The sequence below is a fragment of the Acinetobacter sp. UBA6720 genome (assembly GCF_002454215.1).
Classification (GTDB): Bacteria; Pseudomonadota; Gammaproteobacteria; order Pseudomonadales; family Moraxellaceae; genus Acinetobacter.
This window is the reverse complement of sequence record NZ_DKIK01000056.1, coordinates 1-18,964: the sequence shown is the minus strand read 5'-3', so window position 1 is coordinate 18,964 and position 18,964 is coordinate 1. Positions and strand designations below refer to the sequence as shown.

Annotated in this window: 20 protein-coding genes and 1 other RNA gene; 9 read left to right on the top strand and 12 right to left on the bottom strand. The window is 38.8% G+C overall.

Annotated features, from left to right (window positions below; translation table 11 throughout):
* The first annotated feature begins 25 nt into the window (after window positions 1-25).
* From B4F08_RS04560 to B4F08_RS04550, 3 genes are all read left to right on the top strand, one after another.
* Window positions 26-403 carry a hypothetical protein gene (locus B4F08_RS04560; protein ID WP_291373455.1) on the top strand — a complete coding sequence of 126 codons (378 nt, stop codon included), beginning with the start codon at window positions 26-28 and terminating at the stop codon, window positions 401-403.
* Window positions 404-1,074: 671 nt separating this feature from the next.
* Entirely contained in the window at window positions 1,075-1,602 is a 528-nt protein-coding gene (locus tag B4F08_RS04555) for a GNAT family N-acetyltransferase (RefSeq protein WP_291373453.1), read from the top strand.
* A 69-nt stretch (window positions 1,603-1,671) separates the two neighbouring features.
* A complete protein-coding gene (locus tag B4F08_RS04550; protein ID WP_171494559.1) occupies window positions 1,672-2,316 on the top strand; it encodes a GNAT family N-acetyltransferase in 645 nt (214 codons plus the stop codon).
* A 203-nt stretch (window positions 2,317-2,519) separates the two neighbouring features.
* Here the strand turns inward: B4F08_RS04550 and B4F08_RS04545 are convergent, their stop codons facing one another.
* Window positions 2,520-2,897: a MerR family transcriptional regulator gene (locus tag B4F08_RS04545; protein ID WP_086207605.1), complete on the bottom strand. Its 378-nt coding sequence runs from the start codon at window positions 2,895-2,897 to the stop codon at window positions 2,520-2,522.
* A 95-nt stretch (window positions 2,898-2,992) separates the two neighbouring features.
* On the opposite strand from B4F08_RS04545, the gene B4F08_RS04540 reads away from it, so the two are divergent.
* The 5 genes from B4F08_RS04540 (at window position 2,993) to B4F08_RS04520 (ending at window position 7,518) form a co-directional block, all read left to right on the top strand.
* The gene (locus tag B4F08_RS04540) at window positions 2,993-4,072 is read left to right on the top strand and encodes an SDR family oxidoreductase (RefSeq protein ID WP_291373450.1); all 1,080 of its coding nucleotides are present in this window, start codon (window positions 2,993-2,995) and stop codon (window positions 4,070-4,072) included.
* Between the two features lie 463 nt (window positions 4,073-4,535).
* Entirely contained in the window at window positions 4,536-5,210 is a 675-nt protein-coding gene (locus tag B4F08_RS04535) for an HAD-IA family hydrolase (RefSeq protein ID WP_086207607.1), read from the top strand.
* Entirely contained in the window at window positions 5,203-5,646 is a 444-nt protein-coding gene (locus tag B4F08_RS04530) for an RNA-binding S4 domain-containing protein (RefSeq protein WP_110974138.1), read from the top strand. The genes B4F08_RS04535 and B4F08_RS04530 overlap by 8 nt, the downstream gene beginning before the upstream one ends.
* 114 nt (window positions 5,647-5,760) lie before the next feature.
* Window positions 5,761-6,804 (top strand): recombinase RecA, encoded by a 1,044-nt coding sequence (gene recA / locus B4F08_RS04525; protein ID WP_086207609.1) that lies wholly within the window; start codon window positions 5,761-5,763, stop codon window positions 6,802-6,804.
* A gap of 108 nt (window positions 6,805-6,912) precedes the next feature.
* Window positions 6,913-7,518, top strand: a complete 606-nt coding sequence (locus B4F08_RS04520; protein ID WP_291373446.1) for a regulatory protein RecX — start codon at window positions 6,913-6,915, stop codon at window positions 7,516-7,518.
* A gap of 500 nt (window positions 7,519-8,018) precedes the next feature.
* Here B4F08_RS04520 and ffs read toward each other — a convergent pair.
* Window positions 8,019-8,115: signal recognition particle sRNA small type (gene ffs, locus B4F08_RS04515), an RNA gene on the bottom strand.
* 274 nt (window positions 8,116-8,389) lie between these two features.
* Between ffs and B4F08_RS04510 the strand changes: the two genes are divergently transcribed.
* Window positions 8,390-9,235: a YbgF trimerization domain-containing protein gene (locus B4F08_RS04510; protein WP_291373444.1), complete on the top strand. Its 846-nt coding sequence runs from the start codon at window positions 8,390-8,392 to the stop codon at window positions 9,233-9,235.
* 59 nt (window positions 9,236-9,294) lie between these two features.
* Here the strand turns inward: B4F08_RS04510 and lpxA are convergent, their stop codons facing one another.
* The 10 genes from lpxA to B4F08_RS04460 form a co-directional block, all read right to left on the bottom strand.
* Window positions 9,295-10,083, bottom strand: coding sequence for an acyl-ACP--UDP-N-acetylglucosamine O-acyltransferase (gene lpxA, locus B4F08_RS04505; RefSeq protein WP_086207612.1), 789 nt, complete (start codon window positions 10,081-10,083; stop codon window positions 9,295-9,297).
* A complete protein-coding gene (fabZ, locus tag B4F08_RS04500; protein WP_162900230.1) occupies window positions 10,080-10,565 on the bottom strand; it encodes a 3-hydroxyacyl-ACP dehydratase FabZ in 486 nt (161 codons plus the stop codon). The genes lpxA and fabZ overlap by 4 nt, the downstream gene beginning before the upstream one ends.
* Before the next feature lie 7 nt (window positions 10,566-10,572).
* A complete protein-coding gene (gene lpxD / locus B4F08_RS04495) occupies window positions 10,573-11,640 on the bottom strand; it encodes a UDP-3-O-(3-hydroxymyristoyl)glucosamine N-acyltransferase (protein WP_110974142.1) in 1,068 nt (355 codons plus the stop codon).
* 4 nt (window positions 11,641-11,644) lie between these two features.
* Window positions 11,645-12,139, bottom strand: coding sequence for an OmpH family outer membrane protein (locus B4F08_RS04490; RefSeq protein ID WP_110974143.1), 495 nt, complete (start codon window positions 12,137-12,139; stop codon window positions 11,645-11,647).
* A 36-nt stretch (window positions 12,140-12,175) separates the two neighbouring features.
* Window positions 12,176-14,650, bottom strand: a complete 2,475-nt coding sequence (gene bamA, locus B4F08_RS04485; protein ID WP_291373439.1) for an outer membrane protein assembly factor BamA — start codon at window positions 14,648-14,650, stop codon at window positions 12,176-12,178.
* Between the two features lie 45 nt (window positions 14,651-14,695).
* Window positions 14,696-16,051: an RIP metalloprotease RseP gene (rseP, locus tag B4F08_RS04480; RefSeq protein WP_086207617.1), complete on the bottom strand. Its 1,356-nt coding sequence runs from the start codon at window positions 16,049-16,051 to the stop codon at window positions 14,696-14,698.
* A 2-nt stretch (window positions 16,052-16,053) separates the two neighbouring features.
* On the bottom strand, window positions 16,054-17,250 hold the full coding sequence (ispC, locus tag B4F08_RS04475; protein ID WP_291373436.1) for a 1-deoxy-D-xylulose-5-phosphate reductoisomerase: 1,197 nt from the start codon (window positions 17,248-17,250) through the stop codon (window positions 16,054-16,056).
* Window positions 17,251-18,075: a phosphatidate cytidylyltransferase gene (locus tag B4F08_RS04470; protein ID WP_086207619.1), complete on the bottom strand. Its 825-nt coding sequence runs from the start codon at window positions 18,073-18,075 to the stop codon at window positions 17,251-17,253. It abuts the gene before it with no gap.
* Complete coding sequence (gene uppS, locus B4F08_RS04465) at window positions 18,076-18,831, bottom strand: polyprenyl diphosphate synthase (protein ID WP_291373434.1); 756 nt, start codon at window positions 18,829-18,831, stop codon at window positions 18,076-18,078. It abuts the gene before it with no gap.
* A gap of 8 nt (window positions 18,832-18,839) precedes the next feature.
* On the bottom strand, window positions 18,840-18,964 hold a 125-nt coding region (locus B4F08_RS04460; RefSeq protein WP_291373483.1), incomplete at its 5' end, for a ribosome recycling factor.

The following is an 18,964-nucleotide window of genomic DNA, read 5'->3' as shown; positions in this document are numbered from 1 at the left end:
ATAAAATTAATACTTTGTGTCTTAAATGTCATTAAATTCAAGAAAAATAGTCGAGTTTTCTATTCTTGCCTTATTCGGTTTTACACTTTATTTCGGGGTTACTGCTTACCATGATTGGAAATATGAACAGGCTTTAAAATCTGATCATCAAATCCGTGATTGTGGTGAATTCATTGAAAAAACAGAAATTATCCGCAAGCGCTTTGGTCGGTCAGATAGTATTGAACCAATATATACTTTCAAGAATACACATGGCGATCTGTTTAGCTTTAGTGGCGGTAAACAGGTCATCAAACACTTACCGAGACTCACGCTGCTAAAACCGCAACAACCTGTTTGCTTTCAATATTCGCCAGTATCTAAAGATAAAAATGGTTTTTTTCTACTCACCAATCTTCACTAAACAGCAACATACGCACTATCTCAAATAACACTCACAATTCGTACAGGACACAGAGACAGTCGCACAAAATGGTAGCAAGCGCATGTGCGCTGAGAGCTTGATACATCGCATACCTTTTACATCATCATTAATTTTCAATGCAGATCTGGTATGATTAATAATGATTATTGATTACACTTTATAAAATATAATATGCATGATTCATCAACAAATTTTAACGATAACCGCCCCATCAAATCGTGGTTTGGATTTCTTTTAGGATTGTTCTGCGTTGTAATGAGCATAATAGCGTTATTTGAATCTGTGAGTTTACAAAGCATCCTGAGAAGTTTAGGTTTTCTATGCTTTTGGTATCCATGGAGTCAATTACAAGTTAAGAATCGTCCTCTCTCAAAATTTTTCAGTAGTGAAATAGACGGCGACAAATTAAATAAACAAGCAAGCGTCCTCGCAATTATTGCTCTGGCTCTACTCATCAGCTCTACAATTTTGTTTTATATGAGTTAGTTTGAATAGCAACCCGCTTCTTGATTGGCTGACATTACTGATTGAGAAAAAAGTTCAACCATAGTAATCACACCGACAACTATTGCTGATTGAAAGAGCTTGATGAAGGCTTATATTTGTTTATGTATTATGCAAATTTATCAAAATCATAAGGTGTCTTTAAAGTGAGAATACATATTGATAAGTTAAGTATTCGTTCGACCACCGAAGAAGATTGGGAAATATTAAAAACTGTGCGCTTAGAATCTCTCTTAGAGAGTCCTAATGCATTTTCTGCAACATACTCTACCACTGAGCTGTATAGTGAATTGCAATGGCGTGATCGTGCAGCACATAAAACTCAATATCACTATATCTTAGCTCTAAATGGGCAACGCGCTATTGGTATAATTGGTGGAAAACAAAGTACTGAACTAGAGTTTGGCTTGATCGCCATGTGGGTCAATCCAGAGTTTCGCGGTAATGGTATAGCAGATATGCTGATCAATGCTATAAAGAAATTAGCAATTTCTAAAGGGCATTTTAGAATAGCCCTGAGTGTTTCTCAAGATAATATTCGGGCAATAAATCTTTACTCTAAGCACGGTTTTTCATGTATAGCCGACTGGGAAAACTCATCTATAAATGCTCGCCCAAGAAATCAAAAAATGGAATGTGTCGAATTAGACAGAGTGATACCCAAATTTGCATAAAGCTTACTTGTAGGTTCAATGGTATATCAGGGCACTTCCCTACAAGTCTATATGTTTAAAACATCAAAAATGACTGACTTATACAAAGTCAAAAAAGTGAATATGATTTTTCAAATACTTGAGAAATGTATTATTTTACTAAATAAAATTAGGCGTATAGAGAGTAAGTTAATGAACCACCCTGAGTCTCAAATTGATGATATACAGATTGTAGGTTTACAACATTGCAAGTCGGAAAATTTAGTTCATTTTTATATAAAAAATAAAACTCATTTAGCCGATGCAATGCCCCTTAGAGATGAATCTTTTTATCAGTCTCACTACTGGGACGAGCAGATTGCTGATTATGCTCAATTATTTAAAGAAAAGTGCGCGATTAAATTTGTTTTACTCAAACATGAGCAGGTGATTGGAACCATTACATTTGATCAAATTTGCTATGGTGCCTTTCGTTCTTGTTATCTTGGATACTTGTTAGACCAAGATTATCAAGGAAAAGGCATAATGACTAAAGCTTTACAGTTTTGTTTAAGCTATATAATTAAAGACCTCAACCTAAATCGTGTAATGGCTAATTACGTTCCTGAAAACCTTCGTAGTGGAAAACTACTCCGTCAGTTAGGATTTGAGCGAGAAGGCTATGCCAGAAAGTATCTTTTACTTAATGGTGTATGGAAAGATCATATTTTAACCAGTTATATTAATGACACCTAATATTAACCAAATAAAGTTCCAGTTTAAATTTTCGTCTGCAAACCAATTAAAAAAATCGCATCTACCCAGAGGATTTTCAATTCACACTCTTAAGACAGACAGTGATATGAGCGTTTCTGGAAAGCGAGTCTGCGTTACAAATAACAATTTCACACAGACCGTTTAAAGCAACGTGAAATTTTTAATTTAGTTGGGAGGATTGATTACCCAATATCCCCTATTTCACACCCACTCCTTAAAGGGCAAGGTTCACCATCCAATAAGTTTTCAAGCATGCTCTGCATCTGTAGCAATTGAAATATTTTCTCCTGTATCACCCCTAGTTTTTCCGACAAAATCGAACGAAATTGTGTAGCCGGAATTTCATTCTCATTGATTAGTTGAGTGATTTGCCTTATCTCAGCCAGTGTAAAACCTAGATTTTTAGCCGTCTGGATGAGTTTCAATTGTTGTAGCGTCTGTTCAGGATAATCCTTATAACCATTATTACGGACTAAAGGTTGAATTAACTCCATTTTTTCATAAAAACGGATGGTATCTCGACTCAAATTCATCTGTTGTGATAGTTCACCGATCAACATATCTCATTTCCATGCATATTTTTAAAACCCTCTTGACCATGGAGTATACTCCATGCTTTAGCGTAAGCAATGACTAATGAATAGGAGTTAGTTCTATGTTTACATCACCCCAAACCGCCTTAATAGTCGGCGCAACTGGATTTATTGGTAAATTCCTTGTCGCTCGTCTGCTCCGTGATAATGCACGGGTCTTTGCTCTCTGCCGTAATATAAATGAGCAACCGCATCAACTAAGATCTTGGCTAACACAACAGGGAATTGACTATCGCCAACTTAGTTTCATTCAAGGTGATGTTACCCTTCCCCATTTAGGTCTATCACCTCAGGATTGGGAAACATTAAAAGAAGTTAACTATCTCTACAATACGAGTGCATTGTTTAAATGGAATCTCTCCATGGAGCAAGCTAAAGCAGTAAATGTTGATGGGCTGACCAACCTGTTACATAGTGTACGCAAGCATTGTCATTTAGAACGTGCAGTACACTTGTCTGGCTATATGCTAACTCTAGACAAGCATTTACAGGCAGCAGGCATCTATAGAAAGAATATTGAAAAAACGGATTGGCCCAAAATTTATGACAAATTGGGTGCTTATGAAGCCTCAAAAATCCAAGGGCATTTTAACTGGATCAAGCAGGCTGACACTCTCAATATCCCATGGACAGTCATTCACCCGGCCACAGTAATAGGTGATGAAATGAGTGGAGAAATTCCTGCAAACCAACCGATTGCCACCCTAATTCAACAGCTCAAACAAAGAAAAATGAAGGCACTGCCCGGGACACCTCAGCATTCACTGCCTCTAGTATCCGTAACAATGCTTGTGAATGCTATTTTCCATGCAGGCAAAGATACCCAAACTCTAAAACAAGAAATTTTAGTAGCCAACCCTGAACAATTATCCTTACAGACTTTGGTCAGCATTATTGCTAATGCTATACAGGTCAAAGCTCCACATCATTTTGTATCACTCTACTTTTTAAAATGGATTTTAAAATGGCATTGGTTGGCAAAAAAATTAGATATGTCTGGAGAAATGCTAAATTTTATTAGAACTGAACAGATTGACCTGAGCTTATTCAACCAACTCAATCAAAAGTGGGAAATTCCACCGACCGTACTACTAGAAACCATAGAAAAGACTGCAGGATGGGTGATTAAGCAATCGAAATAAAACAATACTAAGCATGGGCAATATTGAGTTACTCAAGATGGGGACTCTCCTCTCTAAGTTTCAGCAGTCATGGATTTATTCACTTATTCAGTTCTGATTTATATTTGCATACTTGTGAACAAGCATCTGTTGTTAATCCAAGTAATGGGTAAGTGCATAAATCCATCTATTGAGTTATTGGGAGTAAAAGAATACAAAATTGGAAAATAATCTTACCCTTAGGTAAAACCCTAATAAAAAAACCTTCCGATCCGTAGCCATCAACTTCTTATCTCAAAGTTTTCTGTTGTTAGATTTAAGCCAACTATCACTTAATGCCATTCGTTTTTTTCAAGCTAGTTGTTTTATACTCTAATGTTGCTATGTACAGATAGAAAATATGTACACAGATATGTACATCATTTTTCTTGAAAGGTTTTTCTATAAACTTTGTTGAACTTGAAAAAACATTGGAGATTTTTAAATGGAAAAACCGCTTATTATTTTTGATATGGACGGTACATTACTGGATCTTGCTTACGATGATTTTATTTGGAATCATCAACTTCCAATTCGTTATGCGGAACAGCACCAGTGTTCTTTAGAGCAAAGTCGACAGGCTTTGTTTCAGTTCTATCAAACCCATAATCACACTTTAAATTGGTATTCAACCCGCTTTTGGACAGCAAAAGTTGGTGTAGATACGCTGGCTTTACAGCACGAGTTTAAGCATAAAGTTAGCCTCCGCGAAGGTTGTATTCAACTTCTCGACTACTTGAAAACCAATGGTTATCCTTGTTGGCTTGCAACCAATGCGGATTGCGAAGGCTTAAAATTTAAGCTTGAACACACCGAACTGGCCTCATATTTTGATGTCATCATCAGCAGTGAAACACTTGGTCATGCCAAAGAATTTACCGAGTTTTGGCAACATCTTCATAAGCACCATCCTTTTAACCCATCACACTGCTATTTTATCGACGACACGGAGAAAGTGCTTAAAGGTGCTGAAAGTTTTGGAATTCAAAACTTATTTACCATTGCTCAGCCTTCATCACTGGGACAATCTAAAGTATCGAGCTCTTATCCCATATTAAATCAACTCACCGATTTAATTCATTATTTAGAGCAAGCTGAGGTCACTACAAAATATGCGTAAATCCGCTTTAGCTGAAGATGCTGTAGGCATGCGTATTGATAAATGGTTATGGGCAGCACGTTTTTTTAAAACGCGCTCGATTGCCAAAAATGCCATCGAGGGGGGTAAAGTCCACCACAATGGCGAACGTGTCAAAGTATCACGTGAAGTCCGTATTGGTATGGAACTCACGATTCAACAAGGTATTGATAAGAAAACCGTGGTAATCAAAGAGCTCTCTGATGTTCGCGGTCCTGCACCAGTCGCACAAAAGCTTTATGAAGAAACCGAAGTCAGTATTACACGACGGGAATTGATTGCAACCCAAAGAAAGTTGCATAATCTAGCTCGACCTGATCATCGCCCGAGTAAAAAAGATCGACGAGATATCAGCAAGTTTAGACAAGAAAATGATCAACAATTTGACCAATACTGGTCTTATAATGATGATGAATGACATGCGTCATATTGTGTCGTACACGATATGACTTTTATAGAAGATACGGACTAAATCTGTCACTATAGTGATCATATTCAGTAACTATCCGTGACATCGTTTTGAGGTTGTAAGATGGATGATAATAAAAGCAAGGCGCTTAATGCTGCGCTAAGTCAAATTGAAAAACAGTTTGGCAAAAACACAGTAATGCGCCTTGGCGATAACACCGTACAAGCTGTTGAAGCGGTATCGACGGGTTCTTTAACACTTGATATTGCGCTTGGTATTGGCGGCTTACCCAAAGGTCGTATCGTTGAAATTTATGGTCCTGAATCTTCAGGTAAAACGACGATGACTTTGCAAGCGATTGCAGAATGTCAAAAAGCAGGTGGCACTTGTGCATTTATTGACGCCGAACACGCTTTAGATCCTCAATATGCACGCAAACTAGGTGTAGACATTGATAACTTACTGGTTTCACAACCAGATAATGGTGAACAAGCTCTTGAAATTGCAGATATGTTAGTTCGCTCTGGAGCGATTGATCTGATCGTTGTCGACTCAGTAGCTGCATTGACACCACGTGCGGAAATTGAAGGTGAAATGGGCGACTCGCACATGGGTCTTCAGGCACGTTTAATGAGCCAAGCATTACGTAAAATTACAGGTAATGCAAAACGTTCAAACTGTATGGTGATTTTCATTAACCAAATTCGTATGAAAATTGGTGTAATGTTTGGTAGCCCTGAAACCACTACTGGTGGTAATGCGTTGAAATTCTATGCGTCTGTGCGTTTAGACATTCGCCGCGTAGGTCAGGTCAAAGAAGGCGATGAAATTGTTGGTTCTGAGACCAAAGTCAAAGTTGTTAAAAACAAAATGGCACCGCCATTCCGCGAAGCACTCTTCCAAATCCTCTATGGTAAAGGTGTGAACCACTTAGGTGAGCTTGTAGACTTGGCTGTTCAGCAAGAAATCGTACAAAAAGCCGGCGCTTGGTATTCATACCAAGGCGACAAAATCGGTCAAGGTAAAAACAACGTGATTCGTCACCTTGAAGAAAATCCTCAGTTGGCTGAAACCATTGAGAAAATCATCCGTGATCAACTGCTTACCACTTCAAATGCTGCACCCGTAGAAGAGAATGAAGAAGAGCCAGACTTTTTAGATGCTTAATTTAAAGCATCTTTCTAAAGAATAAATGTGATTACACAACATTTAGGCTTACACTAAGAAACGCCCTACGGGGCGTTTTGTTTATTCAGATCTATTTCATAGCCGATTATGCCTAATTCAAAATTCCCCAAACTTCTTGACTATGATGCTCTCAAACAACAATTTGGTGAGGAAGAATCCCCTGCTACTCAATACAGCCACACGCAGGCAACACAAGAAACGGTTGATACCCTAGATTTTGATGAAGAGAATCAGCCCAAACCCACAGGTTTAACAGGTTCCCGTCTACGTTCTTATGCATTTGCTGTACTGACACGTAAAGAGTATTCAAAAGCAGAATTGATTGAAAAATTAGTCACATGGGCAATGTACCGCGAAGAAGTGATTACACTGGTTGAAGAGCTTTCCGCACAAAACTACCAAAGTGATCAACGCGTTGCCGAAATTATGCTATCGAGCCAAAAACGTAAGGGCAAAGGCCCTAACCGTATCAAAATGGCGCTAAAAACAAAAAAGATAGATACAGGGTTAATTTTAGAAGAACTGAGAGAAACCGATTGGGTCGAACAAGCCTATCAACTCAAAATTAAAAAGTATGGAACTGAGGTCGCAACAGATCCAAAACTCAAAGCCAAACAAATCCGTTTTTTAATGTATCGTGGCTTTGAAATGGATGCGATTATGAAAGCCATTTCGAGAAAAATGGAAGATTGAATCGTCATTTAACACTCATATCATAAGGAATTTAAGGCTGAGGTACATCACTAAAACTTGAGCATACGAAGAAGTCTTTAAGACTTTAAATACAGATAAAACCCTCAACTTACTGCAATTCATAACTAGACCCAGTAATACCTAAATTACTTTTATGTAGTGTCATCTTATAAGCACCATCAATGCTTGTATTATAGTAGTCACCCGATCTAGCCTAGATCCTCTGGATCTTGCCATTAGGCATACGCACATCTAAATAATAATGCGGAATAATACACATAAATAAAATATAACCATACCTATGGAGATATAATTTAAAAAGCCATTTGAAATAAAATATAAAATCGAGAAATAGATAAAAATAATGGTAATTACAAAAAAGAAAATAAAAAGTAAAACACTTTTAATTTTTAGATGATTCAATAGTAACGACTAAACCAGCATCAATGCCGTAATAATCTTTCATTTTTATTCTTTTATATTTATAAAACTGGTGGCAACCCTACCAGCAAGCCTTCGGCACATCATATTTCTACTACCGTTGCTACCTTCCGGTCCTGGCGGGGTTCGTAGAGTACAATTGCGAAGTAACCGGCAGGGCTACCATTGCAAGAACAGAGTATAGAGATTTTCTCCCAAGTTGCAAGCCTATAAATGCTTTTTAAGTAAGCATTTCATTCAATTGATTATTTATAAAACAAACTGAGAAAAAGACATTCTATTTTAAACAACATCGGTACTACAATCCTTTACCTAAATACACGACAACAATGTAAAAGCTTATTGCATTTCAGAACATTGCCGTTTTTAATGGGGTAAATAAATTTTGTTTGATGTGTCTACATCAAAAGCATGACAACACGGATATTTCATGATGCTAAAGAAGCATAGCCTATGTGCCCTCACCCTACTTTGCACAACGTCTGTTTTCGCCAACGTTCCAATTGAATCACTAGGCTTAAGTCAAGCCAGCAATAACAGTGTCAGCTCAACTAGCTTAGCTGTAGATACGGGTGCAGGAGCCACTGCAACCAATATCAATTGGCAAATCATGCAAAAAAACCAGCAACTAGAAAATGATTTGCGTATCTTGCGCGGCAAGATGGAAGAACAGGATAATGAAATTGCTCAGCTTAAACATGAATTAGAAAACCGCTACGCTGACCTAGATCAGCGTTTAGAATTACTTCAACAAAAACTAGACCCTGAAGCAAGTAATGCAGCGGAGGATAATCAACAGGATATTACTCCCAGCACCAACACAAGCTCCGGGAACAACACAGCCCCCCCAGTAAACCCAGCAAATAAACCGCCTGTGGTTGTCAGCACACAGAATACGTCTGAACCATCGGAACTAGAAAAAGCAGCCTATACCGTAGCTCTAGATGCGTATAAGCAAGGCGGTGCAAAGAAAGCGATTGCACCTATGCAAAATTTTATTAAGAACAATCCCAATAGTGTTTATATTAGCAATGCCTATTTTTGGTTAGCAGAGTTCAACTTAGCCGTTGAACCCACCAACTATGTAGAAGCAAAGAAAAACTATGGTATTGTGGCGAACAAATACCCTAACTCCTCGCGTGCACCACGCGCTGTTTATCAGCTCTATAATATTGCCAAAGAAGTAGATAAAAACACGACTCAAGCCAATCAATATAAAGCCAAGCTACTTAAACAATATCCTAAGTCTGAAGAGGCTTCTTTCTTTAACAAATGATTTTCCTATAGATATAAAAAAAGACACGCGAAGTGTCTTTTTTTATATCTAGAATGAGCTTAACGCACAATGCCTCGTTCTGACTGTTCTAATGAGTCGATGAGCAATTGTACCTCAGCAACTTCAGGCAAAATTTCTACACGGATACGTTCTAAAGCCTGCTCTGTCGTTAGACCTTCTTTATAGATCAATTTAAATGCTGTGCGTAAACCTTGAATCACATTTTTAGACCAACCTTTACGACGCATGCCTTCAACATTCATCGCAAAAGCATGTGCAGGGTTACCAGAAACCATTACATAAGCAGGTACATCTTTCACGATCAAGGATGCACCACCAATCATACTGTAAGAATCAATCTTACAGAACTGGTGTATCCCTGAGTTACCGCCGACAATCACATAGTCTCCTACATGAACATGACCAGCCACACCAACATTGTTTGCAAAAATATTATGATTACCTACCACACAGTCATGTGCGATATGTGTATTAACCATCAATAGATTATGGCTACCAATCTTAGTAAGACCGTGATCCTGAACCGTACCACGGTGTAAACTACAATGTTCACGAATTTTATTATGGTCGCCAATTTCTAACCAGGTTTCTTCACCTGCATATTTTAGATCCTGACATACCTCACCCACGCTTGCGAATTGGAAAATTTCATTCTGCTCGCCAATACGCGTATAACCACCGACTACCACATGTGAGTGTAACTGTGTACCTGCACCAATGGTGACATTTGGACCAATAACACAATACGGTCCAATCTTTACATCTGCTGCAATCACGGCAGATGCATCGATAATTGCTGTAGGGTGAATAAATTCGTTATTGCTCATGATTGCTCTATTTTCTGATGCGAAACCATAATTTCCGCAGATGCTGCTACTACACCGTCAACGGTGGCAATACAATTATATTTGTAAATACCACGTTTCTGCATAACCAATTCTGATTTTAACACCAATTGGTCACCTGCAACGACTTGCTTTTTAAAGCGAACTTTCTCTGCACCTGCAAACAAGAACAAAGAGCCTTCACTCGGTTTTTCATCGTTCATGATAAAACCAAGAATGCCTGATACTTGTGCTAATGCTTCGACAATCAAAACACCTGGCATAATTGGATAATTGGGGAAGTGTCCTTGAAAAAATTCTTCATTAATAGACACATTTTTATAAGCCACAATACCATTTTCAGTCACATCAACAACACGATCGACCAATAAAAAAGGATAGCGGTGTGGCAAGTATTCACGGATCGTTTGAATTGTCATTGGCAATTCAGGTTTCGTGAAACTAGTAGAATTCGACTCAGTCATCATATTTCTATTTACGCAATTTAATTGTTGATTCAAGGGACTCTATTTGAGTCTGCATATGATCAATTTTTTTGACCAGTTGGGTCAATGGCACATCTGCTAATTGTCTTAAACGCACAACCGTACGTTTCCACTTTTGATTTTCAAAAAGCCCTATGCCTGAAGAATAAGTTCCAGCCACAGAAATATTATTTGTGACCATTGACATTCCTGTTAACGTCACATTATCAGCAATATTTAAGTGTCCAGCAATTGCAGAACCACCACCAACAATACAATTTTTGCCAATGGTCGTGCTACCAGCTACAGCTGTCTTTGCAGCAAATGCAGAATTTGCACCGATTTTAACGTTATGTGCAATTTGCACAAGGTTATCAATAATGACACCATCTTCCAAAATCGTGTCATCCAAAGCACCTCGATCGACACTACAATTCGACCCAATTCGCACATCATTTCCAATAATGACAGAACCCAATTGTGCAATGCGATGCCATTTACCTTGGTATGGAGCGAAACCAAAACCTTCGCCACCTATTGCAGTATTGGCATGGATACGTACACGATCGCCAATTTTACATGACATTAAATTTACATGCGATTCAATCAGACCATTACGTCCAATTTCAACACCATCATGAATGGTGACATGCGACTGGATAATTGTATGATCACCGATCACACAATTTTCGCCAATCACAACATAATGACCAATATAGGCACTATCCGAAATAATTGCTGAGGAATGAATCTGTGCAGTACTTTCGATACCCTGCTCAGTATGCTTAGCCTCAAAAGCATGCGTTAAAATTGCAAATGCTAAATAAGGATTAGCAACAATAATAAAGTTTTGATGTTCAACCAAGTGATCTTTCAGAGCTGCTGTAACAATGAAGGCTCCAGCTTTAGACTGTCGTGCTTGATCTAAGTATTTTTCACTATTCACAAAAGCAACATGTCTAGACTCAGCAGAGTCTAGACTAGCCAATCCTTTGAAGATCAAGTCTGCTTGACCTACGCACTCACCTTGAACTAAACGAGCAAGATCTTCTAAGCGATATTGTTGAGGATTCATTGGATTACTTAATTGCGTTAACCTTTTGAATCATTTTATCAGTTAAATCATACTTAGCGTCATAGGCAAGTGCCGAGTTTTTATTCAAAACAACATCTAATTGATTTTCTTTACGCAATTGTTCAGCAACTTGCTTCACTCGCGTATCAAAAACTGAACGAACTTGTTGAATAGAACTTTGTACACTACTTTGCATTGTTTGCTGTAAAGCATTGAACTCTTTCAGCTTCGTTTGGTATTGAGCCACTAATTTTTGCTTTTCTGCATCGCTTAATTTATCGCCAGTCTGCAAACGCTGTTGCAAGTCCTGAAGCTCTTTACCTAGTTGATCAAGCTTAGTGCTTTGTGGCTGTATTTTTTGTTGGAAGCTTGAGTTTTGTTGTTTTAAATATGTGCTATTTTCAACTACACGCTCAAGATCCACGACACCATAACCTGCCGCATTGACTACTGTTGAAGTTAAAGCCGTTAAAACCAATGCTGTAAAAATTTTTTTCATGATTTAATCTGTCATATAAATAAAGAAAGGTCGACCTTAGAAGGTACGACCAATTTCAAATTGAATGCTCTTCGTCTCATCACCGTCTTTATCATTCAGTGGGAACGCATAGCTTAACGATAATGGGCCAATCATTGTAATCCACGTAAAGCCAACACCAACACTATAGCGCAAATTACTTAGGTCAAAACCATATTCATCTTTACAAGTTTTTCGCTCAGTTTCTGTAGAAAATACATCACATTGCGTATCGAAAACCTGACCACCTTCAGCAAAAATCACTGGGCGAACTTGACGCGTCCAATCGCCTTTAAATGGTAAAGGTAATGCCAATTCCGTACCAAATTGTACAAGTGCGTTACCACCCACTTCTTCAGGAGAAGGATCATTTTGACCTGTTTCAGTATAATAAACACCATCGTATTTAGGACCCAATGTACTTGTGTCATAACCACGAACCGAACCAAAACCTCCAGCATAGAAGTTTTTGTAGAATGGAAGGTCATTACCATAACCCAACTTACCATAACCACGAAGTACGAAGTCCTTACCTAATGGAAGATACCCTTGTGCATCATAGGTAATTTTTTGATATTCAACATCACTACCAGGTAATGCAATTTCACCATTCACACGATGCGACATACCTGATGTTGGGAATACTGGACGGTTTAATGTATTATAAGACCAACCAAGGTTAATATTATAAGTAAAGAAATCGCCTTGATACTCTGAACTATATTCTTGGGTTGAAATTTCATTACCATCATCATCAACACATACACCATCGCTCCAAGAACCAGAACAATATGTGCCTGTGCCAGTTTTCTTACCGCCATGCGCTAACAAATAATCACGCACATAGGTGGATACGTATGGACCAGTGGTTACTTTAGTTTTATCAATCGTTAAGCCTGCACTAATATTTTGGTTTTCATCAATTGGATAACCAAAAGTCAGACCACCACCTAAACTGTCTGTAACATAGTTGTTGACGTTATAGTCATCATCAAGCTTGGTTTTACGGTAATACATGTTATAACCACGTTTTACACCATCAATGGTGAAATACGGGTCAGTTACACTTAAATTATAATAGTCTTGCGTCTCTGAGCGTGTTAAATCAATAGCAACCGAATTACCCGTGCCCAAGAAATTCGTTTGACTTAAGCCTGCTTGGAACGTGACACCACCACTTTGCGAGAAACCAACAGCTAATGTTGTTGTACCAGAATGTTGTTCTTCAACATTTACATTAAGATCGACTTGGTCTGCAGTATTCGGTACACGTGCTGGTTTAATATCAACAGTTTTAAAGAAACCTGTACGCTCTAAACGCACTTTAGATAAATCAATCTTTTCATTGCTCGCTAATGCACCTTCCATCTGACGCATTTCACGACGTAAAACCTCATCCGCAGTCTTGGTATTTCCTGCAAAGTTAATACGACGAACTGTCACTTGTTGACCCGGATTAATATAATAATTTAAGCCAACCAAGTGGGTTTCTTTATCAATCTGAGGCACTACATTAACTTCGGCATAGTAATAACCAGCATTGCCGTATTTACGTAGAAGCAACTGTTTAACTGCATTTACTTTTTCTTGCGAGTAAATATCGCCATCTTTATAAATTTGTAATGCTTTTAGTTCTGAAGGTGTATATAAAGCATCACCTAAGAATTTGGTTTCGCCAAATTTGAATTGCTCACCTTCATCAACAGAAACTTCAACAAAAATATTCTTCTTGTCTTCACTTAAGTTTAAGCTTGAGTGATTAATATTAAAGTTGATATAGCCTTTGTTTAAATAAAGTGCACGCAACGACTCTAAGCTTGCAGCCATCTTTTCACGTGCATAACGATCATTACGCGAAATAATAGAGGTCCAACCACTCTCTTTTACTGCAAACGCTTGTTCAATTTCGCTTTCTTTAAAAACGGTATTACCAATAATATTGATATCTACAACTTTTGCAGCTTTACCTTCTACAAACTCAATCGTCAAATCTACACGATTGTTCGGCTTTGGTGTACTGACAACTTTTACATCAGCATCATAACGACCTTGCTGCATGTACTGTTGTTCAAGTTCAGACTCAACAGTTTGTAAGGCTGATTTTTTCAGCACTTCACCTTCTGTAATACCCATTTTTTTGAGACCTTCTTCTAAGGCCTCTTTAGGGATAAGCTTATTTCCTTTAAATTCAACTTTAGAAATAAGAGGACGTTCGACAACCTTGAAAACCAGCGAATTGCCCTGCTTTTCAGTTTTGATGTCATCAAATAAACCTGTTGCATACAAACTACGAATGGCATTGGCAAGCGCAGCATCGCTCACACGATCTCCACTGTTCAACGGAATCATTCCATAAACATTTGCTGGCGTTAAACGAACAAGTCCATCAACCTTAATATCACGTACTATATAATCTTCTGCTGCATATACTTGTTGTACTGTTGCCATAGCACTAACGAGCGCCAGAGGCATAAATAAATGTGTGTGCTGCATGCCAGTCTTTTCCGATGTAAAATTTAATTCCGTATCTACGCTTTCTTACAAACGCATAAAATCATTGAATAGTGCCAGAAGCATCATACTTCCGAGCAATACCATACCAATTTTCAAACCAACCAATTGTATTTGTTCAGAAACAGGTTTACCACGTATCAGTTCTATAAAATAATAGACCAAATGTCCACCATCAAGCATAGGAATAGGTAATAAATTTAATATCCCTAAACTAACGCTCATCAGCGCCATAAATGAGATGAAAGTCTGCCACCCCATTTCTGCACTTTGTCCCGCAACTTTGGCAATGGTAATCGGCCCAGATAGGTTATCTAAACCAATCAAACCGCGTACCATTTTCACAATCGAGTTTAAAATCATACTCGACAATTGACCAGTTTTGTCCACCGCCATCATGAAGGCTTCGGCAGGATTATATTGTATCGTTTGTTTATATTCTGTAGGAATACTGATCTTTCCTGAGTCACTTTGTACACCCAAGACACCAGAAACCTTACCCATATTGTCGCGTTTACCTTGTGGCATCACTTCAAGCTGTACCAACTGATTATTGCGAAGCACCTCAATTTTTAACAACTTTTCAGGCGATGCTTGAACGACCTGCACCACATCAAACCAGTCTTTCATTTTGACGCCATCAATTGCAACAATTTTATCGCCTTGTTGCATGCCTTGACGAATAGCTGCGCCATCTTCACTTAGCTTTGTAACAACTGCTGGAATTTTAGGCCTGTATGGCATAAAACCAAGCACGTCAAGTGGAGACTGTGTTTGATCTTTCAGAAAATGCTGTATAGGCAGATTAAAAGTCTTGATCTGACCATTCCGTTCGGCCTGAATCTGAATTGAACCTGTTTCACCCACACGATCAACCAAAGCAAAATTCAACTTTTCCCAAGTCGGTGTTGTTAAACCATCAACTGCGGTAATTTTATCGCCGACTTGCATTTGAACTTGCGCCGCGGGGGTATTCGGTAACACTTTACCCACACGCGTATTCAATTGCTCTTGTGCAGGTAAAAAGAGTATCCAGAACAAAACTATTGCTAATGCTAAATTAATCAACGGGCCAGCTGCAACAATCGCAATACGCTTCCACGGATGCTGACGATTGAATGCTTTAGGCAAGTCTTCTTCAGATACATCGCCTTCACGCTCATCAAGCATTTTGACATAACCACCCAATGGCAGTGCTGACAGTTGATACTGAATGCCCGATTTTTTAGAAGTCCACTTTAAAAGCGTTGGACCAAATCCAATAGAATAAACTAAAACCTTTACGCCCAATTTACGCGCAACAAAATAGTGCCCAAACTCATGTATTGCAATAAGTGGGCCTAAAAGCAAAATTGCCGCAACAATAATAAACAAGGCGCTCATGCTTAAATTCCTATATTCACCACATATTGCTGAGCAACATGACATGCGTTTCGATCTGCTTCTAAAATAACATCAAGTTCTGTTGCAGCTTGATATTGGATAGTATTTAAAGTGTGTTCAACAATAGCAGGAATATCCATAAAACCAAGCCGTTGATTCAAAAATGCAGCAACGGCTACCTCATTAGCAGCATTTAAAATTGCTGGAGCCGTACCACCTGTTTTCATCGCTTGACGCGCTAAACCCAATGATGGAAAGCGTATAGTGTCTGGTTCCTGAAAATCTAACTGATGATTTTTAAATAAATCCAAAGCAGGTACATGTGTTTCAATACGCTCAGGCCATGCTAAAGCATGCGCAATCGGCGTACACATATCTGGGTTACCCATTTGTGCCAACGTTGATCCATCCACATACTGCACCATGGAATGAATGATACTCTGTGGGTGCACGACTACTGTAACAAAATGTTCTTCAATTGAAAAAAGATGACACGCTTCAATCAATTCCAAACCTTTATTCATCAGCGTCGCTGAATCTACTGAAATTTTTTGCCCCATCGACCAGTTCGGATGCTTACACGCCTGCGCAGGAGTTACCTTTCGAAGCTCATCTAAACTATGCTTTAAAAAAGGGCCTCCTGATGCTGTAAGCAAAATCCCCGAAACGCCAAGTTTGGGTTGTCCTGAACGCTCAGTATCTAAATAACTGTGTGGAAGACACTGGAAAATTGCATTATGTTCAGAATCAACAGGAAGTAATAATGCCTGATGATCATGAGCAGCCTGCATCATGATGTCACCAGACATTACCAAAGCTTCTTTATTTGCAAGCAGTACCCGCTTGCCTGCTTTAACCGCTGCCAACGTCGGCATTAAGCCTGCTGCTCCAACTATAGCAGCCATCACAATATCAACTGCGGGATGCTCAGCAACTGCAATCAATCCCGCTTCATCAGCTAGAATTTCAATATCCGGTAAATTGACTGCAACTAAAAGCTGACGCAACTCATCAACTTTAGTTTGGGGAACCACCACAATTTTAGGATGAAACTGTTGGCATATTTCAACAAGCTCACCAAGTCGACTGTGAGCCGTAACCGCAAATACTGAATAGCGTTGAGCATGTTGCTGCAATATTTTTAAGGTGCTCTGTCCAATTGACCCAGTAGCACCCAAAATACAAACTGATTGTGACATTTACAAATCTACGCCAATGAGTTTTAACACATATACACCTGCTGCAAAGATTGGTGCAGCAGCGAGTAGGGAATCAATACGATCGAGCACACCGCCATGCCCTGGCAAGATACGGCCTGAATCTTTAATTCCAGCACGACGCTTGATCATGGACTCAAACAAATCACCCAACACTGAACTAAATACTGTCACTACAGATAAAATAAGAAACAATAAATGCTGTGCATAAGTTAAGTTTAAATAGAGGATTTCAACTGCAACCACGATGATCATGGCAGTAATCACACCACCATAAAGACCTTCTAATGATTTATTTGGGCTGACTTCAGGTGCAAGCTTACGCTTGCCCAGTTTTCGCCCAACAAAATATGCTCCACTATCAGCACCCCACACCAACAAAAACAGATACATGAGCCACCAAGGCGACATTTTCCATAATGCAAAAATAGCGGTCACTGCAGAAGAAACAAGTACGATCCCAATAACATTTAGTGTTGAGTTATACCAAGCATCGTATTGCGGATAAGTTTTCACCCAATAAAGACTTAGTAGCCAACAGAGAATAGACGCCGCCCAGAGCAACAGTGCGATATCATTAAAATATAAAGCCAAGGTTGCTAAGCCTGCGGTTAACAGACCAAAACCCCATGCAAGAGGCTTATTTACATTTTTTGTTGTGCGGGGCATGAGTTTAAACCACTCATAGCCTGCAACCCCTGCCGCAATAATCATCAGCACAAACATTGGATAGTGTGACTGGGTTGCAAACATACAACTCAATACAACGGCCACCAAAACCAATGCGGTTATAATCCGCTCTAACATTTATTTTTTCTCAATTTTATCTTGTAGAATTTGTTCAGTCGTTTTTCCAAAACGACGTTCACGACCACCAAATACAGCCAAGGCGTCATCAAACTCTTCCACACTAAACTCCGGCCAAAGCGTTGGAGTAAAGTAAAGCTCTGCATAAGATGCTTGCCACAACATAAAGTTCGATAAGCGAAAATCCCCACCTGTTCGAATCAATAGATCCACAGCGGGTAAGTCACTCAAACTGACATATTTTCCAAACAATTGTTCATCAACTTGCTCAGGATCTAACGCTTGAGATTGAACAGCAAGTGCAATTTGCTTGGCAGCATGTGCCATATCCCACATCCCACCATAACTGATAGCAATGGTTAAAGTCATGCCCTTGAAATTAGCAGTGTCTTGTTCGGCATGCAACATTAAGTCACGCAATTGCAGAGATAATTTAGAACGATCACCAATAAAACGTAAGGACATTTGATATTGATGCATACGAGGCAACTGTTCATGAATCGTGTCTTCCAACAGTTTCATGAGCAAATCAACTTCAACTTGAGGGCGCTTCCAATTTTCACTCGAAAAAGCAAAAACGGTTAATGCTTGAATATTTTTTTTTCGACAATGCTCAACAATCGGGTCCAGGACATTTTTTCCTTCACGGTGACCATCGCCCTTTTGCATTGCATTTTTTTTGGCAAAACGATTGTTGCCATCCATGATGATGGCAACATGTTTTGGAAGAGTAAGCTTATCTTCTGAATCGGTCATTATACAAATTAGACCTTCAACAACTCAGCTTCTTTATTCGCAAGACGTTTGTCGATTTCAGCAACAAACTTATCTGTGATTTTTTGAATATCATCAGATGCACGACGTTCATCATCTTCAGAAATTTCTTTTT